Genomic DNA, 25,877 nt, shown 5'->3' on the forward strand with positions numbered 1-25,877 from the left:
GTTTCTGCCAGCCGGGAGTCAATTGCCGCCAACGTCGCCGATCCGGAAATCAACGGTGTGCCCCTTTAGTTGAACCAATCAGGAAAGTAAAGAGTTGGAAAGAGGCAGAGGAAATGAAGAAGTTCGGATTGACCGCAGTTGTCGCCAGCGGCCTGGCCGCCGCAGTTCTGGGCCTGGCCGGCCCAGCTTCCGCCGATGTGTCCCACCACGATTGGCTGGATCAGATCGGCCCGCACGTGACCGTGCCACACGTCGACACCACGGTGCACCAGAGCCACTGAAGCTCCGGCCTGCCGGCGGATGCGGCTCGCAGACACCTCGCGACGAACCGACCGGCCGGGTGACCACAGTCACGCTTTCGTGACTGTTTAGTAGGAATAAACGCCCAGGTCCGGCGGGTTAATAGATGTGGAAGTGTTCGTTAAAAGGATAGAAATAGATGAAAAAGTTCGGAATTCCCGCAGTGCTCGTCAGCGGAGTGGCCACCGCCCTTCTGGGCCTGTCCGCACCCGCCTCAGCCGGAGTGGACCACCACCTCTGGGTGCACCAGATGCATCAGAAGGCAACGGCTCCTCAGGTCGACACCACGGTCAAGCACACCAATGTGAATCGCACCAAGGCGATGTCGAACCACTGATCGACAACGAAAACAAAAGGGGCGCCCCGCAACCGGGGCGCCCCTTTTGTCGTGTCAGCGAGCTCAGAGCTTCTCGGCGGTGACGAAGGTGGAGAACGCCCGCGTGTCGTCGTGCTCGATCTCCACGTAGCGGCCCAGCCGGCGCATCTCGTCGAGCGAGTGCACACCGTCGGCCCGCCAACCGTGAGCGCCCAGCCACTCCGCCACATCGGCACGATCAGGATCCTCGTAGATCAGGTCCTGGATGTTGAGCGCCTGCTCCATGTTGAACTGCGCGGCGAAACGCTCGAAACGCTCACGCATCTCCTCGCGACGCTCACCGGCCGAAACCCCGGCGGTCTCGGCGGCGATCCGGCTTCCCGGGGCCGACAACTCGGTGACGAGCTCGAAGAGCCGATCCTGGGCGTCGGCAGGCAGATACATCAGCAGGCCCTCGGCGAGCCACGCGGTCGGCTGGGAATCGTCAAACCCCGCTTCCCGCAATGCTTTGGGCCAGTCCTGGCGCAGATCGATGGCCACTTCCCGGCGCTGCGCCGACGGCTGCGCACCATGGGCGGCCAGCGTCTCGGCCTTGTACTCCAGCACCTTCGGCTGATCGATCTCGAACACCGTGGTGCCGGCCGGCCAATCCAGCCGGTACGCGCGTGAATCCAGGCCCGACGCCAGGATGACGATCTGGCGGATACCGGCGTTCGCGGCCTCGGTGAAGTACGCATCGAAGAAGTGCGTACGCACCGCCTGGTAGCTGCCCATGTGCTCGAAGATCTTGGCGGCCTCGTCATCGACCTCTGCGATCTTGGCGGCGACATCCTGGTCCAGCAGTGTCTCCCAGAAGCCGGTTCCGGCGCCGGCCACCAGGACCGCCGCGTACGGATCACGGATCAGTGGGTTCTCGCGTCCGGTCTCCCCGGCCCTGGCGGCGGCGACCATCACGGCCGTCGACCCGACGCTGGTGGCGATGTCCCAGGTGTCGTCGTGGCTGCGCAGTGAGCTCATCGGGATTCTCCGTCCAATCGGGCGCGCAACAGCACGCTGTCCAAACCGAATTCCGCCAGTTCGTCGGCGTCGGCCGCGCGACCCAACCGGGCCATCTCGTCGGCGCTGGACACTGCGTCGACGTCCCAGCCGTGAGCCGCGAGCCATTCCGCGGCGGCGGCGCGCCCGTCACACGCGTACATCAGCGCGTCGGCATCGATGTCGAGTCCCAGCGAGGCGCGCATGTTCTCACCGCGGGCCCGACGTGCGGCCCGCTTCTCCGGGGTGAAACGCGCCGGATCCATGACGAAGTCCTCGACCGCGACGCGGCTGCCCGGCGCGCTGTGTGCGCCGACGAGTTCGAACAGCCGATCCTGCGCCTCGGCAGGCAGGTAGGGCAGCAGCCCCTCGGCCAGCCATGCAGTCGGCTGCCCGGGGTCGAAGCCCGCGTCGATCAGCGCCGTGGGCCAATCGTCACGCAGGTCGACCGGCACCGGGACGTGCTCGGCCCGGGCCAACGCACCGTGCGCCTGCAATGTCTCGGTCTTGTAGTGCAGCACCTTGGGCTGATCGATCTCGTAGACGATGGTGCCCGCCGGCCAGTCCAGCCGGAACGCCCGCGAGTCCAGGCCCGCGGCCAGGATCACGACCTGACGGATGCCGTCATGGGTGACCTCGGTGAAGTAGTCATCGAAGTAGTGGGTGCGCACGGCCTGGTAGTTGCGGGCCATGTCGTGAATGCGGTGTGCCTCCGGATCGTCACCGATCCAGTGCGGTTCGCTGCCGGCCAGCTGCGCCCAGGCCGGACCTGCGGCCGCCACCAGGAGGAAGGCGAACTCGTCGCGAATCAGGGGTTCGGGCTGCACGGTCTCGGCGGCACGGGAAGCGGCAACCGCCAGCGCAGTCGCCCCGACGCTCTCGGTGATGTCCCAACTGTCGCCTTCGGCCCGACCCGGCCGTACCTCGCTCAGATCAGTCATTTGCCAAGCAATACTACCGAATACTTAGCCGATCTATGCGGTGCTGTGGGGCACCTCACGGCATCGCTGCATCAATCGCGCAGTTGCCAGAGCTTGTTCGCCATCAGCAGTTCGAACTTGTCGACGATGACCGCTACGTCGTCACGATGCCCCACGTAACCGGCGTAAAAGCCCATTCCCCACATCACCGCCACCAGCATCTCCACGATGGCCGGGATGTCGGTGTCGGTGGACAATTCGCCGCCGGCGATCGCCTCGTCGACTGCCCACCTGACGAACTCGCGCGAGCTGCGCAACGCGTCGTGCTCCTCGGAGACGAGCTCGGGATGGCGCTGCGCCTCCAGCACCGAGGTCACCAGGAATGCCGCCGCCGACCGGTCGGTGGACTCGGCATCCATGGCCGCGGCGAAGAACGCCGAAATACGGTTCAGCAGGCTCGTGGCTTCCCGCGCCTTGGCAATGCCTGCGGCGATCACTTTCGCATTGGTCTGCTCGACCACATCGCGGTACAAAACGCGTTTGCTACTGAAGTAATGGTTGATTGCCGGACGGGTGAGATCCGCGCGGATCGCGATTGCCTGAAATGTAGCTGCGTCGTAGCCAAGTTCGCTGAAAACTTCGCGGGCGGCACGCACGATGCGCTCGCGTGTCTCCGCTGCCTTTGCTGCGGGAGGACGTCCAGGTCCTCGACTCGCCATGTGGGCCACACCCAAATTGTGCCACACGTCACCTGAGAGCCCCGATGCCGTCATGTTCGTGTGCGTTATATGCGGCTGACCAGCAAAGCCCCGCCGCGCCGAAAATGTTGACGACGAACTAGCGTTAGCCCGATGGCGGGGCTGGTGTCGCGGGAGGCGTACTTCGAAACCGGTCTGGATGTGTTGTCCGATCTCGGGTACGGCGGGCTCAAACTTGCCGAGGTGTGCAACCGACTCGGCGTCACAACCGGGTCGTTCTATCACTACTTCCCCAACTGGGCGGCCTACACCAAGGAGTTGATCGCGCACTGGCGTGAGGCGCGCACTCTGCGGGTGGTCGAGGCGATCCGCGCCGACACCGATCCGCATCACCGCATCGAGTCCTTGATCGGTGAAGCGCTGGCCCTTCCCCATGGGGCAGAGGCAGCCATCCGGGTATGGAGCTCGCTCGATCCCTACGTATACGACGTGCAGGCGGTGGTGGACCAACTGCGTTTCGACATCATCTTCGAGTCCGCCTACGAGATCATCGGCGACGAACGGAACGCCCGGTATTTCGCGGCATGGAGTTTGTATCTGGTCGTCGGTTACGAGCAGACGACGTTGCCCCGCGACCCCGAAACCTTGGCGTGGATCACCGGCCAGATGCGCGACGCGCTCGAAACGGGCCGCTTCACTCCCACGCCGGGATCGGACCAACCGGTCTAACATCGGCGATCATGCTGACCCCGGCCGAGATCTGGCACCGGGCAGCTGACCGCCTGCGCGATAAGGACCCCGATTACGACGCGCTGCGCCGTGCCGTCCGGGCCGCCATCGTCCTACCCGTCGCCGCAGCCGTGGGCTTCGCCGTCGGGGGCGACTCACAGACTCCGCTGTTCGCGATCTTCGGAGCGGTCTCCCTGCTCATCACCGCCGACTTCCCCGGCAACCGGCCGGCCCGCGCCCTGGCCTACGGCGGCCTGGCCCTCAACGGGTTCGTACTGATCGTGCTGGGCACGGTCCTGGCCCCGCATCCGTGGCCGAGCGTGGCGGCGATGTTCGTCGTCGGACTGGTGGTGACGTTCTCCGGGGTGCTCAGCGAGATCGTCGCCGCCGGGCAACGCGCCACGCTGCTGCTTTTCGTGCTGCCCCTGTGCACGCCCGTCGGCCCGATTCCCGACCGGCTGCTCGGCTGGCTGATCGCGCTGGTGGTGTGCGTGCCTGCCGCGCTGTTCCTGTTTGCGCCCCGCCACCACGATGAGCTGCGCCGCGACGCCGCGCGGGTATGCCGGCTATTGGCCGACCGGCTGGAGGGCCAGGCCTCGGACCGTGACGTCACCCGCGCGATGAACGCGCTCTACGCCAGCTTTCTCGGCGCCGACTACCGGCCCGTCGCGCTCAGCGCGGGCAGCCGCGCCCTGGTGCGCGTCGTCGACGATCTCGGCTGGATCTGCGACCAGGTCACCGACCAGACCGGCGAACTGCTGGGTGCCACGCGCGAGCCCACGGTGCGGGTACTGCGCGACAGTGCCGCCCTGCTGAAGATTCATGATCGCGCCGAGCGTGCCACCCGCGAAGCCGATCTGCGCGCGGCTCTCGCCGAGCAGCGCACCGTGGCCCAGAGCAGTTACCGCGAGGACATCACCCAGATCCTGAGCATGGCCGACGACGCGTCCGCCGCCAAGGTCGGCGGTGTCCTGCTGAACCGGCGCACCATCTCGGCCACCATCGCGGTCACCGGACGCGTGATCGGCAACGCGGCGCTGGCCGATGCCCGCCCGGTATGGGCCCGGGTGCTGGGCCGGCGGCTACCCAAAACCGGCGCCGCGGATTGGGTGATGCCTGAGACCGTCGCAGTCGCCGCCATCACCCGCGGCCTGGTCGCCTCCCGCGCGGTGGTGCTGCGCAACAGCCTGCGCACCGGGCTGGGGTTGGCCCTCGCGGTGGCCGTCACCCACCTGTTTCCGGTGCAGCACGGGTTCTGGGTCGTGCTGGGTGTGATGTCGGTGCTGCGCAGTAGCGCGCTGGACACCGGGACACGGGTGCTGCGCGCCGTGGCCGGCACGACGATCGGCTTCATCCTCGGCGCGGTGCTCATCGAGTTCCTCGGGGTGGACCCGGTGGTGATGTGGATCTTGTTGCCTCTGGTGGCATTCGGGTCGGCCTACGTGCCCAAGGTCGGATCGTTCATCGCCGGGCAGGCAGCGTTCACGATGATGGTGCTGATCAACTTCAACCTGATCGCACCGACAGGTTGGCGCGTCGGACTCGTCCGGGTGGAAGACGTCGTGGTGGGCGCACTCGTGGGGATCGTGGCGTCGGTGCTGTTGTGGCCGCGGGGTGCGACGGCCTCGGTAGCCAAGGCGATCGATCAGGCCCGGGCGGTGGGCGCACAGTTCCTCGATGCCGCCGTGCTGCGGGTGACACGCGGCGCCTCCGAGGCAGCCACCGATCGCGTGATCGCACTCGGGCATGACACCCTCACCGCCACGCGGACACTGGATGACGCGGTCCGCCAGTACCTTTCGGAGACCGGCGGACCCACCGACCAACGCGCTCCGGCGGTGCGCGCGGCCAACCGGGTCATCCGGGTACGGGCGGTAGCAGAGCTGATCGCCGATGTCGTACCCCCACCGCTGGGCGTCTATCCGCAGACCCGCTCGGTGATCGAGGAGCATGCCGCGGCGATCTGCGCCCGGCTCACCGGCGCGGACACCACGTCGGAACTGGTACCGATCGGCGAGAATTTCGTGGTGTCGTTGCGTGCCGAGGCCACCGGAACCGACCTTGCGGTCTCGGCGGCCCTGCCGCTGGTGACGGCTGCAGCGCATCTCGGCGAGCTGGAGTTGCTGTACCCGCAGCCCGCCGAGTCGGTGGGTTAGTCGATCAGTTCAGCGGCCGGTGCGGCATCAGCGCATTCGGCGGGATCTGGCCGAACTTGCCTGCCTGGTAATCCTCCAGCGCCTGGATGAGCTCCGACTTGGAGTTCATCACGAACGGGCCGTAGTGGAAGACCGGTTCCCGAATCGGCCGGCCGCCCAGCAGCAGAACTTCCATGGCGGGCCGGTGTGAATCCTGAGTTCCCTCGGCCGACACCGTGATCCGGTCGCCGGGGCCGAGCACGGCTAGTTGGCCCTGGTGGATCGGGTGACCGACGGGGCCGACGCTGCCGCGCCCGCTCAGTACGTACACCAACGAGTTGAAGTCGCGGTTCCACGGCAGGTTGAGCTGCGCACCCGGTTCAATCGTGGCGTGCGCCAAGGTGATCGGGGTGTGCGTGTTACCCGGCCCCTGAGCACCGTCGATCTCGCCGGCGATGATCCGGACCAACGCCCCGCCGTCCTGGGACGACAGCAACTTCGCGTCGGGACCTTCGATGGCCTGGTAACGCGGCGTCGCGAACTTGTCCTTCTTCGGCAGGTTCACCCACAGCTGGATGCCGTGGAACGTGCCGCCGCTCTCGACCAGTTCGGCCGGCGGAGTTTCGATGTGCAGGATGCCGGACCCTGCGGTCATCCACTGGGTGGCTCCGTCGGTGATCAGACCGCCGCCGCCATGTGAATCCTGGTGCGCGAACCGGCCGTCGATCATGTAGGTGACGGTTTCGAAGCCGCGGTGCGGGTGCCAGTCGGTGCCCCGCGGTTCACCGGGCTGGTATTCCACCTCACCCATCTGGTCCATGTGGACGAACGGGTCGAGGTCGGCGGCGCTGACTCCGCCGAACGCGCGGACGACGGGGAATCCCTCGCCCTCGTATCCGCGCGGGCCGGTGGTGATCGAGCGAACCGGGCGTTCGGTCTCCGACGCCTGAGCTGCCGCGATACGGGGCAGGGTCAAGGTGTCTGCGGTGATGGCTGGCATCTCCTACCTCCTGTTTGTAGTCTTATGCCAGCTATAACCGGACTGCGGTCCGATTATTCCCCCGGGGCCCTTTCCTCCCGCGAGCAGACGCTCCGGTACCCCTTCGGCAGCATTTTCGGGTACCTAGTTGTCTGCTCGCGGTTCAAAGGTGAGCCGCGGCGGCCTCGCGGGCCTCGGCAGCTGTCGCGGTGTCGAGTACCGCCTCCGCGGCGGCGCGGCACTGCTGCAACGTCACCTGCGCGAGCTTCGCGCCCACCGCTGCGATCGCGGCCGGCGCCATCGACAACGACGTCACACCCAGGCCCACCAACACGGCGGCCAGGAGTGGGTCGGCCGCGGCCTCGCCGCATACTCCGACCGGCTTGCCCGCCGCCGCTCCGGCGCGGGCCGCCATCGCCACCAGAGCCAGTACCGCGGGCTGCCACGGATCGGTGAGGGCGGCCAGATCGGCCGACATCCGGTCGGCGGCCATCGTGTACTGGGCGAGGTCGTTGGTGCCGATCGACAGGAACTCGACGTGCTCGAGGATCTTGTCGGCCAACAGTGCCGCAGCGGGCACCTCGATCATCACGCCCGGCGTCAGCCCGTACGAACGTGCCTTGGTGGCAAAGCTTTTCGCCTCGGCCGCGGTGGCGATCATGGGCGCCATGACCCACGGCGGGTTGCCGGTCTGCTCGGCAGCCGCGCCGACCGATTCGAGCTGACGGTCCAGCAGGCCGGGATTGCCCTCGGCGATGCGGATGCCGCGCACGCCGAGCGCCGGGTTCGCCTCCTCGGGATGACCTGCGAACTTCAACGGCTTGTCCGAACCCGCGTCGAGGGTCCGGACCACCACCTTGTGCCCGGCGAACGCCTCGAGCACCTCACCGTAGATGTTCGCCTGTTCGTCGACGGTGGGCTCGGTGTCGCGGTTGAGGAAGCACAGTTCGGTGCGGAACAGCCCGACACCTTCGGCAGGGGTTTCGCGGGCTGCGCGGGCGGCGGCACCGTCCTGGACATTCGCCAAGATGGCGACGGTGTGGCCGTCCGCCGTCGCACCGGGGCCCGCCCACTGTCGGGCTGCCAGCGCGTCCCGTTGCGCAGCGGCCACAGCCGCGGCAGCCTCCGAGGCGTCGGGGTCTGCCGTGAGGGTGCCCGCGGTGCCATCGAGAAGAACCATCGCGCCGGCGGCGACGGCGTCGAGGCCACCGATGGCCACGACGCAGGGAATTCCGAGCTGGCGGGCGATGATCGCGGTGTGGCTGGTCGGCCCACCGAGGGTGGTGGCCAAGCCGACCACCAGCTGCGGGTCCAGACCGGCGGTGTCGGCAGGTGCCAGATCTTCGGCACACAGGACCGACGGGATATCCGGCAGCGGCACACCAGGTTCTGGCAAACCGGACAGCTCGGCGATGACCCGGTCGCGAATATCCCGCAAGTCGGTGACGCGTTCGGCCATCAGCCCGCCGAGCTGCGTGAACAACTCCACGAACTGGTCCACGGCCTCGGTCACGGCGCGGACCGCGGGAGCGCCTGCGGCGATCCTCTTGTCAGCAGCCCCGAGCCAGGCCCGGTCCTGGGCCAGCGTCGCGGTGGCGGCGAGGACTTCCGAGGCGGCACCCGTGGCGTGCGCGGCCCGGTCCCGCAGCCGGGTGGCGACCTCCGTCGCCGCAGCTGCAAAACGCCCCGCTTCGGCCGGCCGGTCCGCCTCGGCGATGTCGCCGGCCGGCACCTCGACCTCCGGGAGTCTGCTGACCCGGATCACGGGTGCGTACTGCACTCCCGGGACCACCGGAACCCCGCGCAAGACGATGGGTGACGCAACCGATGCTGTAGTGCCCATGTGAGCCACATTACAAGAAAATGTTGACAAATCAACACAGTCAAGCGTAAAACAACATATATCAACATCTCGTTAGGCTCGAACCCACACAAACGGAGGCTCATGTACGCCGAGGAGCGCCAGCAGGCCATCGCCGCGCTGGTCATGAGCAGGGGCCGCGCCTCGGTCGCCGAACTCGCGCAGACATACGACGTCACCACCGAAACCGTCCGCCGAGATCTGGCAGTGCTCGACAAGGCCGGCGTCGTCCGCCGCGTGCACGGCGGAGCCGTCCCCGCCCGGACCCTCCACCTCGTGGAAGCCGGCGTCGGCGAACGCGACACCACCCGCGCCGCGCAGAAGGATGCCATCGCCGCGGCTGCAGTCGACTTCTTCCCCCTCACCGGTGCCAGCGTCCTGCTGGACGCCGGCACCACCACCGCCCGCGTCGCCTCGCAGGTACCGACGGACCGGGAGCTCACCGCGGTGACCAACTCGGTGCCGATCGCCGGCCTCCTCGCCACCATGCCTACCGTCACCCTGCAATTACTGGGCGGGCGGGTCCGCGGCCTCACCCAGGCCGCCGTCGGCGAGCAGGTGCTGCGGGTACTCGAAACCCTGCGGGTGGACATCGCGTTCATCGGCACCAACGCCATCAACGTGCGACACGGTCTCTCGACCCCCGACACCGACGAGGCAGCCGTCAAGCGGGCCATGGTGCAGGCCGCGAATTACGTTGTGGTGGTCGCAGACTCATCAAAGGTAGGCCAAGAGGACTTCGTCAGCTTCGCCCCCATCGACAGCGTCGACACCCTGATCACCGACAGCGAGATCTCCGATGCCGACCGCGCACAGCTCACCGAACACGGCGTCGAGGTGGTGATCGCATGATCATCACGGTCACCCCCAACCCCAGCCTGGACCGCACCGTCACATTGAGGACGCCGTTGACGCGCGGAGCCGTACAGCGCGTCGACACCGTCACCGTCGAACCCGGCGGCAAGGGCATCAACGTGGCCCGAGCTCTGACCCTGGCCGACGTTGCCGCCGAAGCGGTGCTGCCCGCTGCCGACACTGATCCCCTGCTCGCGGCGTTACGGGCGCACGGTGTGCCGTTCACCGCCGTTCCGATCGCGGAGCCCGTCCGCACCAACGTCGCCATCACCGAATCCGATGGCACCACAACCAAACTCAACGAGCGCGGCGCCAGCGTGGACGCTGACACGCTGTCGGCGCTCACCAGCTGCCTGCTGACCAAGGCGCAAGAAGCATCGTGGTTGGTGTTGTCCGGGTCGTTACCGCCCGGGATTCCGGACGACTGGTATGCCCAGGTGGTGCAGCTGCTGGCGCCGCTCGACTGCCGGGTCGCCGTCGATACCTCCGAAGCGCCGCTGGCCGCGCTGGCCGCCGCGTTCGAGGTGGCCGCGCCCGATCTGATCAAGCCCAACGCCGAGGAACTGGCCGACCTGGCCGGGGTATCGGCCGACGCCCTGGAAAATGCTGCGGCCCAAGGTGACGTGTCATCGGTGGTGGCGGCCGCCGGTCGGCTCGTGGACCGGGGCGTCGGCGCGGTGCTCGCCACGTTGGGGGCAGCCGGCGCGGTCCTCGTGGACAGTTCGGGCTCCTGGCTGGCCACGCCGCCGCCGATCGTTCCGCGCAGCACCGTCGGCGCGGGCGACGCCTCCCTGGCCGGCTACCTGCGCGCCGCCGACGCCGGTGCCGAAGCCCCGCAACGACTGCAGATGGCCGTCGCCTACGGCAGCGCCGCCGCGGCACTGCCCGGATCCGCCCTGCCCACACCTGCCCAGCTCGACCTCGACGCAGTCCGCACCCACCCCATGAAGGTGTCGCCATGACCCAACCGATCATCACCCCCGAGCTGGTCCTGCTCGACGCCGACGCGGGCCGCGACAAGCAAGCCGTCATCACGCGACTGGTCGGAGCACTCGCCGAGGCAGGTCGCACCGACGACACCGACGGCCTGGTGGGCGCCGCAATGGCGCGAGAAGCCCAGTCCGCCACCGGACTGCCCGGTGGCATCGCGATCCCGCACTGCCGCTCCCCCTACGTCGAGACGCCCACGATCGGCTTCGCCCGGCTCTCCCCCAAGGTCGACTTCGGGGCTCCCGACGGACCGGCGGATCTGGTGTTCCTGATCGCCGCACCGGAATCCGGTGGGGCCGAACACATGAAGCTGCTCTCCAGCCTGGCCCGCGCGCTGGTCCGCAAGGACTTCGTGGCGTCACTACGGGGTGCCGCGAGCGTCGACGAGGTGGTGGCACTCGTCGACGGCGTGGTCAACCCGGCGCCTGTTCCTGCCCCTGCTCCTGAGCCTGTTGCTGAGCCCGTCAAGGCGGTGTCGATCGTCGCCATCACCGCCTGTCCCACCGGCATCGCTCACACGTACATGGCGGCCGACGCACTCAAACAGGCCGCCGATGATGCCGGGGTCGAATTGACCGTCGAAACCCAGGGCTCGTCCGGAAGCACGCCGTTGTCCGCGGCGACGATCGCTGCGGCCGATGCCGTCATCTTCGCCACCGACGTCGGGGTCAAGGACAAGCAGCGTTTCGCCGGCAAGCCCGTCGTCGCCTCCGGCGTCAAACGCGCCATCAACGAACCCGGGGTGATGATCTCCGAAGCCATCGGCGCCGCAGGCAATCCCAATGCCCCGCGAGTGGCCGGCTCGGTTGACGAGGCCGCTCCGGCCGCGTCGGGCGACGTGGGCTGGGGCACCCGCACCCGACAGATCCTGCTCACCGGCGTGAGCTACATGATCCCGTTCGTCGCGGCGGGCGGTCTGCTCATCGCCCTGGGCTTCCTCTTCGCCGGCTACGACATCGGCAACACCCCGGACGGCCAACCCACCCCGCTGGCCTACGGAATGAACTCGCTCGGTCATCACATCGCGGTCACCAACACCCTGGCCGACCTGCCACCCGGTGGTCTGACGCAGTACCTCGGCGCGGTGCTGTTCACGCTCGGCGGACTGGCGCTCATGTTCCTGGTACCCGCACTCGCCGGATACATCTCTTTCGCGATCGCCGACCGGCCCGGCATCGCACCGGGTTTCACCGCCGGAGCGGTGGCAGTATTCGTCGGCGGCGGGTTCATCGGTGGCATCGTCGGCGGTCTGATCGCCGGATTCGCCGCCCAGTGGATCAGCTCCTTCAAGGTGCCACAGTGGTTCCGGGGACTGATGCCGGTGGTGGTGATCCCGCTCGGTGCGTCACTGATCGTCGGCCTGTTGATGTTCCTGCTGCTCGGCCGGCCGCTGGCCGCGCTGACCACCGGTCTGACCAACTGGCTCAGCGGCATGACCGGGACTTCGGTCGTCATCCTCGGTGTCATTCTCGGTTTGATGATGTGCTTCGACCTCGGCGGCCCGGTCAACAAGGCGGCCTATGCATTTGCGACCGCGGGCCTCAACGTCGCCGACCCCGCCACGCTGCGCATCATGGCCGCGGTGATGGCCGCCGGCATGGTGCCGCCGCTCGCCATGGCGCTCGCCTCGACGCTGCGGCCGCGGCTGTTCACCGAGCCGGAGCGCGAGAATGGCCGCGCCGCATGGCTGTTGGGCGCGTCCTTCATCTCCGAAGGTGCCATCCCGTTCGCTGCCGCCGATCCCCTGCGGGTCATCCCGTCGATGATGCTCGGCGGCGCCGTCACCGGCGGGCTGATCATGGCGTTCGACGTCACGCTCAAGGCGCCGCACGGCGGCATCTTCGTATTCTTCGCGATCGGCAACCTGCTGTGGTTCCTGATCGCCCTGGCTGCCGGCACCGTCGTCAGCGCCCTGGCGGTCGTTGCGGCCAAGCAGTTCGCAAAACCGTCTGTCACCACGCCGGAAGCTCCGGCGCTGGCCACCACCTGAGTCACAACCCGAAGGAGAAACAATGCCAAGCAAGACTGTCACCGTCGGTTCGGCCATCGGCCTGCACGCCCGCCCCGCCGCGATCATCGCCGAGGCGGTCGTCGATGCCGGAGTTCCCGTCACCCTGTCCATGGACGGCGGCGAGCCCGTCGACGCCGGTTCGGCGCTGATGATCATGACGCTGGGTGCCGGTAACGGGGCTCAGGTGACGGTGGATTCCGACGACGCTGACGCATTGGCCACTGTGGCCGGGCTCGTGGAGCAGGATCTGGACGCGTAGTTGGGGCTACCGCTCGAAGTGGCGGGCGATGAGCGCGAGTTCACCGTCGCAGGCCTGACCAGGGGGGCAAGAACCTGATGTTCGCGCCTACGATATCCCGAGTCTCACGACATGCTCGACGAGCTCCGCGTGAAGCCACAATTCGCCGGGCGGTGTGACGCTAAACCAACCGTCAATCCAGATCGGTACCGGACTTGCCCTGAAGCGGGCCGCACCGCAATGTGAGCCGTCGACATTCGTGCGGTTGACACAGCTCCTCACCGGTGGTCACCTGCAGGTCTGGATCGCACCCGCTTGGCGGACACACCGCCGTCGAGTCGTCGAATTCGATCGACTCGCCGCCAGTGCAACTGTCTCTTAGCACCATCGGCGCTGATGCTCCCCCGTCCCGGCACTTTCGTGCGCTCGGACCGCTCGAGGTGCTGGAATACTGAGACGCAACTGCTCGTGGCCTAGGAGGGTATTCGTGAGTGTGCTTGATGCGTTCTACTCAACGTGGTCGAGGGCGCTGGATACGTTTGGGCAAGGCAGCCCTCAAGATGGTGCGCAATACGATGCCAGTTCCCGCTTCCAGCAGATGAAACAAGGTGTTGAGGCCGCCGCTCCGGATTCGCGCTGGCAAGGTCCAGCTTCGGAGGCATACGCCTCGAAGAACAAAGAGCACGCGGCGGTCTACGGCAAGCTTGCAGATCTCGACAAGCGGATGTCGACCGAGATCACAAACGCAGCCAACGTGGTAAGGACCGGCCGCCAGAACCTCGACAATGTTAAGAGTTGGGTCTCCGGCATGGTAGATGCGATACCGGCTGGCACCAGCGCATCTGATCGCAACAACAAATTGCTCTCCATCGCTAGCCAGGGCATTGGCAAGATTGGCGATGTCATCAAGGACTCCCACGGCGCGATGAGTGATATCGGTAGCCGCGTCAACCCTATCAAGGGCGAGTTACAGGCGTTGGGCAACCAACTTGGCGGACCAAAGGAAGCACCTACCGATCCAAATAAGCTGACCGACGATAAGAACGGCGGGCCCGCAGATCCGGCCCTCAAAGAACGGGCCCGGAAAGATGTCGATGCTGCGCTGAAGGGAGACAAAGATGCCCAGCAGCGCGTGCGGAATGTCCTGAATACTATCAACGACGCTCAACAAACCGGCAAGGAAAAGCTTATGCCGGAACAAGCTTCCTACGTCAGCCAGATGGAAGCGCAGCAGAAGCTGCGGACGGTCGATCAGCTGACCGAAGCGGCAAATAAAGGCGCCAAGGACATCATGTCGAATTCTTGGCAACTGATGAGCAACCCTGAGATTGAATTTCCAAAGACCGAATCTCGCGATGGTGCGCAGGAGTCAACCGAAGTCACAAAAGGCGGATTCGATCAACTACCGGATAGCGTGAAGTCTGCAATCCAGTCTCCGGGCATCGAGCAGTCAGAAAATCTGCAGCAGATCGCAGATATCGTCAAGGGTGGTAACGGCGAGCACTTCCAACACAACACGGACCTCGATCGTGGGCTGATGCACAAAGTAGCAGACATGATGGAATCACCGTTGTGGCGTTCCGACGATGCGCCATTCCGCCTCCCCGGAGACAGCAATTTACCGGGAACCTGGGATGATCCTCGTCCGCCGCATGCGGCACTGGAAAAGGTCGCGTCCGATGTGATGAGCGGAATTCAATACGATCACCAAGTGATCCATGACGCGGTTACAGGAAATGTGGAGCCCGGGAACGAGTATCGCGACAAATTCAAGATCGACAGCGATCACTTGATGTACAACCTGACGCATGAAGCATGGGACGACGCCGGCACTGGGGCGAGCGAGTTGTTCAGATGGATGGATGATTCGGCGCACGGACCAGAAGCTCAGATCGCCGGCGAAACCGGCAGGACTTTGTCCGAGTACCTCGGTAACACCCCCGGACTGAACTCGCTCAACGGAGATAACACGGTGGGGTTGTATGGGACACATGCCCTCGGCGATGTGAATCCAGTTCTCGTGCAAGGCATGGCCGAAGGCTTGACGCCGTATGTCAATAACATCGCCGGCACCGAGGGTGGTCTTTCGACCTTCGGCGGCCTGCTTGATGGCCCAGGAGAAATTGAAGACGGGACCCTGTCCGAGGCCAAGAATCTGTTCTCGGTACTCAACACCGATGACAAAGCGGGCGAGATCATAAACGGTGCGGCATTGGGTCAGGCCTTGCTGCACGATACGGCATACGCCGAGCATCCCGTTGCCGGCGATAAGCCACACAACTTATACGACAGCGCTACTTTACGTGCGCTCGTAGACGTTGGTCTGGAGAACAATATCGACACCACCGCCAAGAACCAGGCGGCGATCGAGCAGGAGTTGTACAAGGCAAAGAGCGCCGCATTCGATCTCGGCTTGCAGGGATTGACCGAGGGGGCGGGTGCAGCAATTCCAGGCACGGGAGGTACGATCAGCAGCGAAGCATTGTCGCAGCTTGGTCCGGCGGTGAAGGACAGCATTATTGGTCCAGAACCGCCGAAGGAAGGCCAACCCGAACCCATGGCCCGGTTCGCTGCGGGGCGAGCCGAAGCCGAAATGCTTAATGCGCTCCACTCCGTTAATACGCCAATAGTGGACCTGCCAACCGAGTACCAGAAAGACGGGCGCGTCCTCAGTTATGAGGAAATGTATGCGAAGAACAATATGCTGACCCCTGGCAGGTATGCCGAGGTAGTGAGCACCGCGGTTAATAACACCTTGGGCTTTGATTTCCAAGACGGTCATTATAAAAGCCGGTACGATGACGTCGTCCTCAACAAAACTCCGGACCCGAATAAGAAATAGTGGCAAAGACATTAATCGGTGGGATCGCCGTGATTGTTGCAGTGTTGCTGAGTGCCGGATGTTCGCCTGAGAGGTCCGAGGCGGCACCTGCCGGTTGGCCGGCGGATTATGAGGATTTTACGATCGTGTGGACCGGTGAGAAGGGTGTCGATCTGGTCACCGGTCCGGTGGTTGCGGTGCGGGCCTACATCGAGTCGTTCTTCCTCGTGGAATTGACCGGTGATGACAAGTACCTGTATCCGGGTTTTGGCCGAGCGGTCGCCGAGAAGTGGGAGCCGGCCTCGGGTGATCCGGCTCCGGACGGGCCGTGGATCGGTACTGCGACGAATCACGTGCTGTCGGTGACCCGCAATGGTTCGGAGGTGTCGGCGATCGGGTGCATGTACACCTACGGTGTTGGCGCCCCGGCGGATGACGGTGAGTTCTCAGCGCGTGGCATGCCTGTGTCCGGTATCAGCGCCTTCAAGGTGACCCTTGCCGAAGACTCGCCTTCGGCCGGCTCCCTGGAGCCGCAATCGGGGCCAGCGCGTACACCGTCCGACGATGTTTTCGGAGGGTACCGAGTCGCCGGTTATTGGGGCGGCTATGTCGAGGCCCACACCATGGACAACTGGAATTGGCCGGAGCGCCAACAAGCGGCCGACGAGTGCATCGCCAAGGCGCCAGTTCCGTTGGAGCGGCGACGGCATCTGCTGGAAAACTACCTGCCGTCCAGTGACTTTCCCACTCTCCGTGCCACGCCGGGCTGGCCGGCCCCACCGAGAACCTAACGGAGCTTGGACCGCTGGGTTCATTGACTCGGCCAACGAGGCAGGGCGAGGCCATCTGGCGCAAGCGCATCCGACCTGAGTTAGGTCACAGTCGTCAGACCCGAGTCGGGGGCGTTCGGAAGTAACCTCACCTTCATATAATTACTATTCACGGCAGCCATCCAGTGTGCAGTAAAGGTTGGGTACCGCGTTTCCGGTACCAGCGGGCACGAGCACCCGCCCGAACTTGTCAACGATGGGACCATTGGTCAGAACCGCGGTACCCGGGCGAACTTCGGTCACCACCATTGTGCTGACGTATGGCGACCACTTCCCGAGTCGACACTTCTCATCTGCGCCAGGCTTGGCACGCCCGGTTCCGTCAGCCCACCACAGATGCAGATCTACAGTTACCCGGTCGGTACCCATTCCACTGACCGCCTGCATTATCTGGCAACCGCCTCTCGGTTCGGTGTTCATTCCGCCGGCGACCGCATCAGCGTTCTCAGGCACCAGGTATGCCACGTTGAGATACGTCTTGCCCGCGAATCGGCCGGGGTCCCCGTCCATGAGGTGGTATGCCACGATCGGGATCTCACCACGGTTTTGCGGAGGCGCTGGGGGTGGTTTCGGCATGTGGCTATCTGGCGAAGCCGGTATCGATGTGTTCGATGCGCGGTGGTCGGCCCGATCGGGTTTCGTCCACGCGATGACCGCCACAATCATCACGGCGACGATCATCACCAGCCCACCGAGCGAACTCATCGCGTACGCTGCATCGCTCGGCTCGTTCATGCCGGGATTCTTGTAGTTCCATGACTGAAAGGTCCGCCATACCGCCCTCGGTTTCAGCAGCATGAACAACCCAATCGGAATACCAATCAGCAGAATGATGATCGCGAGCGCCACGCCAGGATCGTAATGCCCGGAATTCTCGCCTACGGCAACACGGGTGGGGCTGGTCCCGTTCCGCCTGTGGTCTCCAGCCAGGTGACGTCCCACGATTCACCTTCAGCGGCTCTCGCAGTGTCTCGGAATGTAGCCTCGGGCTTTCACCCTGGATGTGGTTCACATGGAGGAGTTCGTCGACCTTGGCCGCGGCATCCTCATATCCTTCGGCCGCGTTGTGGACAAGACCCGCTATGCCCTCCGCGGTTAGCTCACCATCTGCATACTGTTTCTGGGCGCCGAGCGGGTTGTTTGGATCCGTCGGGCCTTTCTCTGGGTCTCCAGACTGGTTGCGCAGCCCTTGGAACTCGCCTTGCTACCGCGGTCCTCTGACCGAAAGTTGCTCGCGCATTCGACCGCCGAATCGAACGCATCCGTCGAACCGATTGGAAACCTCCAGAAGGGATCGACAGTGACACCCTCCGCATCTCAGTAGTTCGGCCATACCAAAGACGCCATATCTCGCAGCTGTCGGGATTGACTTGCAGCTCAAGACAATCCGCGCCTTCCCATCCAGAGATGACGCTTCAGTACTCTGTTCCGAGCACGTGATGACCATCGCCGTTCGGCGCCACCGTCCGACATCACATGTCTCGGGCATTTCGTGGGTCAATGGGCGACGGAGACCCCGGCTCGGTTTCGTGGGCCACACGGTCTCGCTCCAGCGGTGGCAGACCCTGTATCTCCCGCACTCGCTCCTCGCTCATGATGCCGGATTGAACGGGTGGCTTCCCGCCGTCGGCAGGCGCTGCCGCTCCGTCAGGTTGGCTAGCTCCGGCCAGTGCCGCCCCCGGGCCATCCAGCCCACCAGCAGCTTGCGTGGCGGCCTGGACGATGCCCTGCACGCCCTGCAGTGCCTGCTGCGGCACCTGCGACAGACCCTGCATGATGCCCTGAACCGGTTGGGTGATTCCCTGCATCATCTGCCCGGCCATCTGAGAGAACTGGCCCATCAGCTGGCTCGCACCCTGGGCACCGCCTTGACCACCGCCGACACTGGGACCGGCCCCACCGGAACCCGATGCACCACCCGCACTGTCCATCCGATCAGCTTGCGCTTTCAGCCGTTCAGCAGCCTCCAGATCGCCACGCTCATACGCTTTGGCGGCCTGGCGAAGCGTTTCAGCCATCCCCTCGGAGGCAATCTTGGTAGCGCCTACCGCCGCACTCCGAGCTTCGGATGCTCCAGCAAAATCAGCCGCGAACCCAATGGCGCCATGGCTGTTGAGCACCCCCGACAGTCCGGGTTCACCATTGACCAGGCTCCCTACGTCCGCAGCAACATTGTCGAGTTGCCCTCCCAAAGCCGCAACCCCTTCGGTGAAGGCTCTAATCTCTGTCATCGCCGCCCCTCCCTGCGTGGCGTTTGCCTGTGGTGGGCAGTCTATGGGGTCCGTCGACACGTCAATCACAGAACATTTCTGCCCACAGAATCAGAGTCGACGCCGGCGTGACCGGCCTCAGCCGCCTGTTCGTGGAACAACCGGCAACCCCGAAGAAGCGTTATCAACTGGGTCAGCGTCCCCTTATGATTGCCTGCGTGCAAATAGCCGGACGGCTTGACGTGAGACGATGCGTTTCTGAACAGGCCGGATATTGTTTGCTGAAAGTGCGTCAGCACACTGCAGACATGTCCGACGTCTTTGGGGGAGTGTGAGGCGTGCAGCGCTTAGCCGTGATGCTGCTGGCAGTTTTGCTGGCCCTATTCAGTGCGCCTCCGGCGTTCGCGATCGATCCGCCGGCGATCGATGCCGCGGCCGTTCCGCCTGATGAGACCGGTCCCGATCAGCCGACGGAGCAACGCAAGATCTGCGCGACACCGACGGTCATGCCGAACTCGAACTTCGCCGACAAACCGTGGGCGGCGGACTACCTGAAGCTGGCCGAGGCGCAGAAGTTCGCAACCGGCGCCGGCGTAACTGTCGCGGTGATCGACACCGGGGTCAACGGTTCACCCCGGGTTCCGGCCGAGCCGGGTGGTGACTTCGTCGACGCCGCAGGCAACGGAATGTCCGACTGCGACGCCCACGGGACCCTGACCGCGTCGATCATCGCCGGGCGCCCGTCCCCGACTGACGGATTCGTCGGTGTGGCGCCTGATGCGCGACTGATTTCGCTGCGTCAGACGTCAGTGGCGTTCCAGCCCAAGGGTTCGCGGCAGGATCCCAACGACCCGAACACCACCCAAACCGCGGGCTCGATCCGCAGCCTGGCCCGTTCGGTGGTGCATGCCGCCAACATGGGCGCGCAGGTGATCAACATCAGTGAGGCCGCCTGCTACAAGGTGACCCGCCGAATCGACGAGTCCAGCCTCGGCGCGGCCATCAACTACGCGGTGAACGTCAAAGGCGCGGTGATCGTGGTGGCCGCCGGCAACACCGGCCAGGACTGCACCCAGAACCCGCCGCCGGATCAGTCGCTTCCGGCCGATGCCCGCGGTTGGAAGGGCGTGCAGACGATCGTCAGCCCGGCCTGGTACGACCCGCTGGTGCTGACCGTCGGCAGCGTCGGCCAGAACGGTCAGCCGAGCAACTTCTCGATGTCGGGCCCATGGTTGGGTGCGGCAGCTCCTGGCGAGAACCTCACTGCACTCGGCTATGAGGGCCAACCCATCAATGCCACCCCCGGTGAGGACGGCCCGGTACCGCTGAACGGCACGTCGTTTTCGGCAGCGTTCGTGTCCGGCCTGGCGGCGCTCGTCAAGCAGCGCTTCCCGGATCTGACCCCGGCCCAGGTGATCAACCGGATCACCGCCACCGCGCGCCACCCCGGCGGCGGCGTGGACAACTATGTCGGTGCCGGCGTCGTCGATCCGGTGGCCGCGCTGACGTGGGAGGTCCCCGAGGGACCGGCCAAGGCGCCGTTCCGCGTCAAGGAAGTTCCGCCGCCGGTGTACATCCCGCCGCCAGACCGCGGCCCGATCACCGGAGTGGTGGTCGCCGGAGTTGCACTCGCACTGATTCTCGGGATCGCCGCGATGACCCGACGTGCACTGCGGCGGCGCCAATGAGCTTCTTGCAGCGGCATTTCGGCTTCCGCTTCACCACGGGGCACGCCATCTGGGCGGCCACGCTGATCCCGGCGTACATCGCGATATGTATGCACTTCAACCTGCTTTGGCTGGGAATCACGCTGTCGGTGCTGACCGCGATCTTCTCGGTACTCACCATCCGCGGTTACCGGCTCACCGGTTGGGTCCGGGCGATCTTTTCTTGGCGGCGCCGCCACCGCAGCACCCCCGATGTGCCGTCAGAGCCTGCGGTCGGCGCCACCGTGATGCCGGGCGATCACGTGGCAGTGCGCTGGCAAGGTGACTACCTCGTCGCGGTGATCGAGCTGGTACCAAGGCCTTTCACCCCGACCGTGATCGTCAACGGAGGTGCGGTCTCCGACGACACCGTCAGCACCAAGCTGGTCGAGAAGCTGCTGTCCGCGCACTGCCCCGACCTCGAGGCCGACATCGTCTCCGCCGGCTATCGAGTCGGCAAGACCGCACCCGCGAGCCTGGTCGCCCTTTACGAGCAGGTCGTGGGGCCGTACCCGGCACCGGCCAACCGTCGGACCTGGATTGTGCTCCGTGCGAACCCGGAGGAGACCCGACGCTCAGCTCAGCGACGCGACAGCGGGGTGTCGGGGCTGGCGCGATACCTGGTGGCGTCGGCCACGCGTATCGCAGACCAGTTGGCCAGTAACGGGGTTGACGCGCGGTGCTCGCGCAGCTTCGACGATTTCGACAAGGCCACCGAGATCTCCTTCGAGAAGGAGACCTGGTCAGTGATCAAGGGCCGCAGCACCTTCACCGCGGCCTACAACGCTCCCGGCGGTCCCGACGTCTGGTGGTCGGCGCGCGCCGACCACACCACCACGTGTGTACGGGTGCGTCCCGGGGCCGCCCCGACCACGACGGTGCTCTTGACGACGTTGTCCAATCCGACGACGCCGCGCGGGTTTTCCTGCCTGTACGGCGGGCAGCGCGCGGCCCTTCAAGGCCTCACTCCGGTGACCGACAAGCATCATGAGCTGCCGATCGGCTCAGCGGGCGTGCTCGTGGGTGAGACCTCGGACCGCTATCCCGTGTACATGCCGTTCGACAACGTCGACGTCAGCATCAACCTCGGCGACGCGCGCCTGTTCACCCAGTTCGTCATCCGCTCCGCCGCATCAGGCGCCGTGGTGACCCTCGGGCCGCAGTTCCGCGAATTCGCAACCATGATCAACGGCCGCGTCGGCCGCGTGCCACGAGTGGCCTGGCCGAACTCGACCACTTATCTGGGTCCGCATCAAGGCGTCGGCCGAGTAATCATGCGGCCCAACTTCATTGACACGCCACGGCACCGTCAGCTGCCCATCACGTTGATCAATCCGCGTGAAGAGAGCCGCTACCAGATGGCGCTCGAGCAGTGACATCAAGCTTCCTGGGAGAGGGGTCCCAGAAAGGTCGGGAGGACACCGTTATGACGAGGACATCGGCAATCAAGTCCGGCCACGCGAGGCAGGGCTCGCAGTGAACGACGATATGCACCCGGAAGTCGCCGCGGTTCTACGTCAGGCGCAACGCCTTCAGTCGCTGATGGACGATCAGCTGCACAAGATGGCCAATGAAACCTTCACTGCCAGCGACGAAACCGACACAGTTGAGGTTACCCTCGACGGTCACCACAACCTGAGATCGATCTTCATCGAGGATGGTTTACTGCGGCTCGGCGCACAGGTGGTGCAGCAACGCCTCAACGAGGCGCTGCAGAAGGCCACTGCGCTTGCGTCGGCTTCGATCGAAGCCGACCGCGAACGTATAGATGAGGTTGCTGCCCGGATTACGGCCGAGGATGCTTAGGGCGGACGAATGCCGCTGAGGCCCCCTGGCTTACTCAGCACGGATGGGCTGCCGTTCCGGCGGTGAATGTGATCGGTCGTTGCAAAGACTTGGCTTCCGAACTCACTCCGGTGCGGCCCCAGATGAATGGCCGACCAATGAGTAAGCTGTAGCCGACTTTGTAGCGACTGCGCCAGGCCCACTCGACCATAGGAATAGGCTAGCTCGCGGCTCGCTCACCGCCGCAGATTTCGCGTAGTCGACCGCAGATCCTGGATGGCCGGAATCGGTGACCCCGAGGTAGAGGCCGTACGAGACAACGCGCTTCGCGCAGAACAAGATTCGAGTTTTCGGCCAGCACGGCGAACCGTGATGTTCTCACGGGTCGCTGTGCCAGCCGTACTCTCCCTACTTCTTGTTTTCCTTACCTTCCCTACGCGGCCGGTGTCCGATGATGGCCTCGGTATGGGCACGGTCTTCGACGTAGAGGTCGTCGTCGGGAGTCAGGTTGGGATCGCGGCGCTTCTCTTTGCCCTGGTTGCCCTGACCGTGGCCGCCACCCATACCCCCCATGCCGCCGCCCATGCCTCCCATGCCCGCACCACCAGGTGCCGCGCCAGCCGGCCCCGCCCCACCGCGCGCGGCCGCGGCGGGGTTGGCCGCGACGGAATCCGCACCGACCGCCGGCCCCAACGGGGCGGACGGCACTCCGCCACCTCCACCGCCACCGAGGCCACCGCCGCCACCTCCGGCGCTCGCCGGCTTCAGGCCAGGCTCGCCCAATCCGGGTAGGTCACCAAGCTTGTCCCCCGGCAAGCCGCCGGGCATGCCGCCAGACGGTGACCCTCCACCGGACGGAGAGCCACCGCCAGATGGCGAACCACCGCCCGAACCGGAGCCACCGGCGCCTTTCCCTTCACCAGACTGAGCCCCGGATTGTTGCCCGGTTTGGCTGGCGCTCGCCGGCGACATGGACGGTTCCCCGGCCGGCGACTGTCCGTTGCTCTTACCCTCGCTCTCACTGCCGCCGCTCTTGGCGGCACCGCTGGTTCCTTCCTTGTCACCAGGGTCGCCGGGACCGTTGCTGTTCCCACCAGCTTTCCCAAAGGGCGGACTCGGCGGTGCGGGCATCTCCGGCCGCGCCGACTGCGCGTACCCATCACGAACACCCAGAGACTTGCGTTCTTCTTCCTCCATGCGGTTGGCGATAGCGTCGATGTCGGCCTGGCTCGGGTTGGTCCCGTTCAACAGGTCGTTCATGGCGTTTTCCAGGTCCTTGTAAGCCGCAGCAATCGGTTTGTGTTCGGCCTCGGCCTTGTTGTGGGCCTGCATAATTGCCAGGGCCGCGACACCATACTGTCCCCACGCGTCGGAGAGGTCCTCGATCCAATCGCGAAACAGGTTGAACTTGCGGAACGCCGCGTCCGCCGCCTCGCCCTCCCAGTTTTCTATGTTCGAATCGGGAATATTGAATTTCAAGCCGAAATGCGCCTTCGCCGCTTTAGCGATCGCCGCATCCAATGAGGCGGTACTGCCTGGGTTGTTGAGCAATTCCTCGGTTTCAGGCACCGTGGCGTACCCATCCGAGGTCACCATGCCCGGTTGCGGTGGCGCCGGTGGTAGCTGCACCTCAGGCCCGGAAGTGTTCGGAACCGGAATGGCCTCTATCGCCTGCGTCCTCTCGATACCGACCTTGCCGGCGTCGTCGACGTTGGTATATGCCGTGGCGGTATCGCGCAACATTTTTGCCATCCGCAGACTTTCGTCTTTACTGGCCTTTGTGTACTGCTGCAACGACTCGCCGTAAGCGTTCAGGTTGTCGATCGCTGCCTGTGTCGATTTCAACCCGTCCGGCGCGGTGGCTTTCGGCGCTTCGGATGGCCAATCCCCCGCGTTTCCTTCGATCCACTGCGCCCGCTTGTTCAGCTCGTCTGCAGCGACGTTAACGTGCTCGACCACCCGTACTCCTCATGCCATGGTCTTTAACGAAGACCCTTGAGCCACAACCAGATTGTTCACATTGATCGCGCCCTACCCATCCACCTGATCGAGGGGTGGCGGCAATTCCCGAGAGCGCCTCAGCGAGCGCCGTCAACTCGGTTCTCCGAGCGCATCGGAGTTCAGCACACTCACATGCTGCCAATACAATGCGTCGGCGATCGCCTCCCGCTGGCTGGGTCCATCGGTGGCCGTGTACGCGGCGTGCATCGCCACCTCATACATGTGCTGGCCGTAGGCCACCATCGCCTGCAACTGCACCGCCACCCGACCTGGGTCGCTGTTGAGCAAGGGACGGAACACCGCCATGAGCAGTTTCACCCGACGATCCTCCGGCGGTTGCGGATCCACCGGCGCCGGCGGCAACAACTCCGTCAGCCCCGCATCGCTGACCTTCGACAAACGCTCGGCCACCTCTGGCGCGATCAACATCAACCGCGACCGCCCCTGCATCTGGCCGTTGGCCGGCAAGTCGTCGGGGTGCAGTACAACGGATGCTGCTCCCGAGTCGAACCCCTTGAGTTGATCCTCGAGCGCAATCACGGCCCGTAGTTGCGTGTCGTGGGCCTGAGCCCAACTCTCCAGCGCCAACATCGGATACGTCGCCGACCGCCCCCGCTCCTTAGCCGCAACCGACTCATCCACACTGGCGAACTTCACCTGATCGGGCAAGTTCACCCCGTCTGGCACAAAGCCCAACCCATAGTTGTTGGCCACCACGATCGTGCCGTCGTTAGTCAACGCGGTCAGCCACATGAACCGCGGTGCAGTCGTGCCTACGTTCAGCGCCGCCGCGATCCGCCGAGCGAGCTCCAAAGGATCAGTACTGGACCGCCGCGACGCTTTCGCAGCTGCGTCGCGCTCGGCCCGTGCCGCCGACACCGGGATAGGCGCCACCTGCGCCCCGCCACTGGCGGTCGCAGGAGATGCCGGGTTGACCGCCGGACCGAGCGCGCCCGGGGCCGGCGCGCCGGGCGAAACCGGCGCGGCGGGAGGTGCGGTTGGTGGCGGGCCCAACGGCATCGGGGTGCTCGGTGCGGCTCCGGTGGCCGGGCCCGCACTCACCGGAGCGGCGCCGGCGCCGGCCACGCCACCTGCTGCCTGAGCCATGGTTCCCGGTGTCGGCGCGCCCGCTGGCGGGCCGGCCGGTGTTGCGTTGAGTGGTTGCGAGGTAGGCGGCCCACCAAGCGGTTGCGACGGCGACGACGACATCTGTTGCGGGGGCCCACTGGCCTTAGCCGCATCTGCCATGCCCTTCTGGAACTGATCCAAGGGATTGGACGGCTGTAGCCCTGCAGCAGCTGGATTCACGGACGGAGACGAATTACCGCCTGCTTCCGTGGATGGCGAAGAAAACCCCGATAGCGGCGAGGGCGGTGTGCCACCGCTCTTCGGCGCCGGCGGTGTTCCAACGGTGCCGGGCCCAGGAATGGCCGGACCTGGCGCGATCGGCGCTGCTG

22 protein-coding genes are annotated in these 25,877 nt (G+C 65.4%); 13 read left to right on the forward strand and 9 right to left on the reverse strand.

Going from position 1 to position 25,877, the window contains the following annotated elements; translation table 11 throughout:
• Positions 1 to 113: 113 nt before the first annotated feature.
• Positions 114 to 281, forward strand: a complete 168-nt coding sequence (locus tag AC4ELH_RS12185) for a hypothetical protein (protein WP_448444328.1) — start codon at positions 114 to 116, stop codon at positions 279 to 281.
• A gap of 158 nt (positions 282 to 439) precedes the next feature.
• Positions 440 to 637, forward strand: coding sequence for a hypothetical protein (locus AC4ELH_RS12190; protein WP_448444329.1), 198 nt, complete (start codon positions 440 to 442; stop codon positions 635 to 637).
• A gap of 63 nt (positions 638 to 700) precedes the next feature.
• Here the strand turns inward: AC4ELH_RS12190 and AC4ELH_RS12195 are convergent, their stop codons facing one another.
• The 3 genes from AC4ELH_RS12195 to AC4ELH_RS12205 all read right to left on the reverse strand — a co-directional run bounded on the left by AC4ELH_RS12195 (position 701) and on the right by AC4ELH_RS12205 (position 3,299).
• A complete protein-coding gene (locus tag AC4ELH_RS12195) occupies positions 701 to 1,633 on the reverse strand; it encodes a class I SAM-dependent methyltransferase (RefSeq protein ID WP_448444331.1) in 933 nt (310 codons plus the stop codon).
• Positions 1,630 to 2,592 (reverse strand): SAM-dependent methyltransferase, encoded by a 963-nt coding sequence (locus tag AC4ELH_RS12200; RefSeq protein ID WP_448444333.1) that lies wholly within the window; start codon positions 2,590 to 2,592, stop codon positions 1,630 to 1,632. The genes AC4ELH_RS12195 and AC4ELH_RS12200 overlap by 4 nt, the downstream gene beginning before the upstream one ends.
• Positions 2,593 to 2,663: 71 nt before the next feature.
• Positions 2,664 to 3,299, reverse strand: coding sequence for a TetR/AcrR family transcriptional regulator (locus AC4ELH_RS12205; protein ID WP_448444335.1), 636 nt, complete (start codon positions 3,297 to 3,299; stop codon positions 2,664 to 2,666).
• A gap of 123 nt (positions 3,300 to 3,422) precedes the next feature.
• Here AC4ELH_RS12205 and AC4ELH_RS12210 point away from each other — a divergent pair, with 123 nt between their 5' ends.
• Positions 3,423 to 3,998, forward strand: a complete 576-nt coding sequence (locus AC4ELH_RS12210; RefSeq protein WP_448444337.1) for a TetR/AcrR family transcriptional regulator — start codon at positions 3,423 to 3,425, stop codon at positions 3,996 to 3,998.
• An 11-nt stretch (positions 3,999 to 4,009) separates the two neighbouring features.
• Complete coding sequence (locus AC4ELH_RS12215; protein WP_498884618.1) at positions 4,010 to 6,154, forward strand: FUSC family protein; 2,145 nt, start codon at positions 4,010 to 4,012, stop codon at positions 6,152 to 6,154.
• Between the two features lie 4 nt (positions 6,155 to 6,158).
• Here AC4ELH_RS12215 and AC4ELH_RS12220 read toward each other — a convergent pair whose 3' ends face one another.
• Positions 6,159 to 7,133 (reverse strand): pirin family protein, encoded by a 975-nt coding sequence (locus tag AC4ELH_RS12220; RefSeq protein ID WP_055119343.1) that lies wholly within the window; start codon positions 7,131 to 7,133, stop codon positions 6,159 to 6,161.
• A 142-nt stretch (positions 7,134 to 7,275) separates the two neighbouring features.
• Positions 7,276 to 8,955 carry a phosphoenolpyruvate--protein phosphotransferase gene (gene ptsP / locus AC4ELH_RS12225; protein ID WP_064878617.1) on the reverse strand — a complete coding sequence of 560 codons (1,680 nt, stop codon included), beginning with the start codon at positions 8,953 to 8,955 and terminating at the stop codon, positions 7,276 to 7,278.
• A gap of 102 nt (positions 8,956 to 9,057) precedes the next feature.
• Here ptsP and AC4ELH_RS12230 point away from each other — a divergent pair, with 102 nt between their 5' ends.
• The 6 genes from AC4ELH_RS12230 (at position 9,058) to AC4ELH_RS12255 (ending at position 16,679) form a co-directional block, all read left to right on the forward strand.
• Entirely contained in the window at positions 9,058 to 9,825 is a 768-nt protein-coding gene (locus AC4ELH_RS12230) for a DeoR/GlpR family DNA-binding transcription regulator (protein WP_064878619.1), read from the forward strand.
• The gene (locus AC4ELH_RS12235; RefSeq protein WP_448444346.1) at positions 9,822 to 10,790 is read left to right on the forward strand and encodes a 1-phosphofructokinase family hexose kinase; all 969 of its coding nucleotides are present in this window, start codon (positions 9,822 to 9,824) and stop codon (positions 10,788 to 10,790) included. Before AC4ELH_RS12230 ends, AC4ELH_RS12235 begins: the two co-directional genes overlap by 4 nt.
• The gene (locus tag AC4ELH_RS12240) at positions 10,787 to 12,808 is read left to right on the forward strand and encodes a PTS fructose transporter subunit IIABC (protein WP_498884621.1); all 2,022 of its coding nucleotides are present in this window, start codon (positions 10,787 to 10,789) and stop codon (positions 12,806 to 12,808) included. Before AC4ELH_RS12235 ends, AC4ELH_RS12240 begins: the two co-directional genes overlap by 4 nt.
• 22 nt (positions 12,809 to 12,830) lie before the next feature.
• Positions 12,831 to 13,088, forward strand: a complete 258-nt coding sequence (locus tag AC4ELH_RS12245; protein ID WP_498884623.1) for an HPr family phosphocarrier protein — start codon at positions 12,831 to 12,833, stop codon at positions 13,086 to 13,088.
• A gap of 466 nt (positions 13,089 to 13,554) precedes the next feature.
• Positions 13,555 to 15,909, forward strand: coding sequence for a TPR repeat domain-containing protein (locus AC4ELH_RS12250; RefSeq protein WP_498884625.1), 2,355 nt, complete (start codon positions 13,555 to 13,557; stop codon positions 15,907 to 15,909).
• Between the two features lie 125 nt (positions 15,910 to 16,034).
• Positions 16,035 to 16,679 (forward strand): hypothetical protein, encoded by a 645-nt coding sequence (locus tag AC4ELH_RS12255; RefSeq protein WP_498884627.1) that lies wholly within the window; start codon positions 16,035 to 16,037, stop codon positions 16,677 to 16,679.
• A gap of 144 nt (positions 16,680 to 16,823) precedes the next feature.
• On the opposite strand, the gene AC4ELH_RS12260 is transcribed toward AC4ELH_RS12255, so the two are convergent.
• Positions 16,824 to 17,567, reverse strand: a complete 744-nt coding sequence (locus AC4ELH_RS12260) for a DUF6199 family natural product biosynthesis protein (protein WP_498884628.1) — start codon at positions 17,565 to 17,567, stop codon at positions 16,824 to 16,826.
• 623 nt (positions 17,568 to 18,190) lie between these two features.
• The gene (locus tag AC4ELH_RS12265; RefSeq protein WP_498884630.1) at positions 18,191 to 18,949 is read right to left on the reverse strand and encodes a type VII secretion target; all 759 of its coding nucleotides are present in this window, start codon (positions 18,947 to 18,949) and stop codon (positions 18,191 to 18,193) included.
• 317 nt (positions 18,950 to 19,266) lie between these two features.
• On the opposite strand from AC4ELH_RS12265, the gene mycP reads away from it, so the two are divergent.
• From mycP to AC4ELH_RS12280, 3 genes are all read left to right on the forward strand, one after another.
• Positions 19,267 to 20,616, forward strand: a complete 1,350-nt coding sequence (gene mycP, locus AC4ELH_RS12270) for a type VII secretion-associated serine protease mycosin (RefSeq protein WP_498884632.1) — start codon at positions 19,267 to 19,269, stop codon at positions 20,614 to 20,616.
• Positions 20,613 to 22,010, forward strand: a complete 1,398-nt coding sequence (eccE, locus tag AC4ELH_RS12275; protein ID WP_498884634.1) for a type VII secretion protein EccE — start codon at positions 20,613 to 20,615, stop codon at positions 22,008 to 22,010. The genes mycP and eccE overlap by 4 nt, the downstream gene beginning before the upstream one ends.
• A 100-nt stretch (positions 22,011 to 22,110) precedes the next feature.
• The gene (locus AC4ELH_RS12280; RefSeq protein WP_498884636.1) at positions 22,111 to 22,440 is read left to right on the forward strand and encodes a YbaB/EbfC family nucleoid-associated protein; all 330 of its coding nucleotides are present in this window, start codon (positions 22,111 to 22,113) and stop codon (positions 22,438 to 22,440) included.
• Between the two features lie 387 nt (positions 22,441 to 22,827).
• Here the strand turns inward: AC4ELH_RS12280 and AC4ELH_RS12285 are convergent, their stop codons facing one another.
• Together AC4ELH_RS12285 and AC4ELH_RS12290 are read right to left on the reverse strand one after the other, a co-directional pair.
• Positions 22,828 to 24,378, reverse strand: a complete 1,551-nt coding sequence (locus AC4ELH_RS12285; RefSeq protein WP_498884638.1) for a PPE domain-containing protein — start codon at positions 24,376 to 24,378, stop codon at positions 22,828 to 22,830.
• A gap of 132 nt (positions 24,379 to 24,510) precedes the next feature.
• On the reverse strand, positions 24,511 to 25,527 hold the full coding sequence (locus AC4ELH_RS12290) for an EspK C-terminal domain-containing protein (RefSeq protein ID WP_498884640.1): 1,017 nt from the start codon (positions 25,525 to 25,527) through the stop codon (positions 24,511 to 24,513).
• Positions 25,528 to 25,877 lie beyond the last annotated feature (350 nt).

The sequence above is a fragment of the Mycobacterium shunyiense genome (assembly GCF_058270075.1).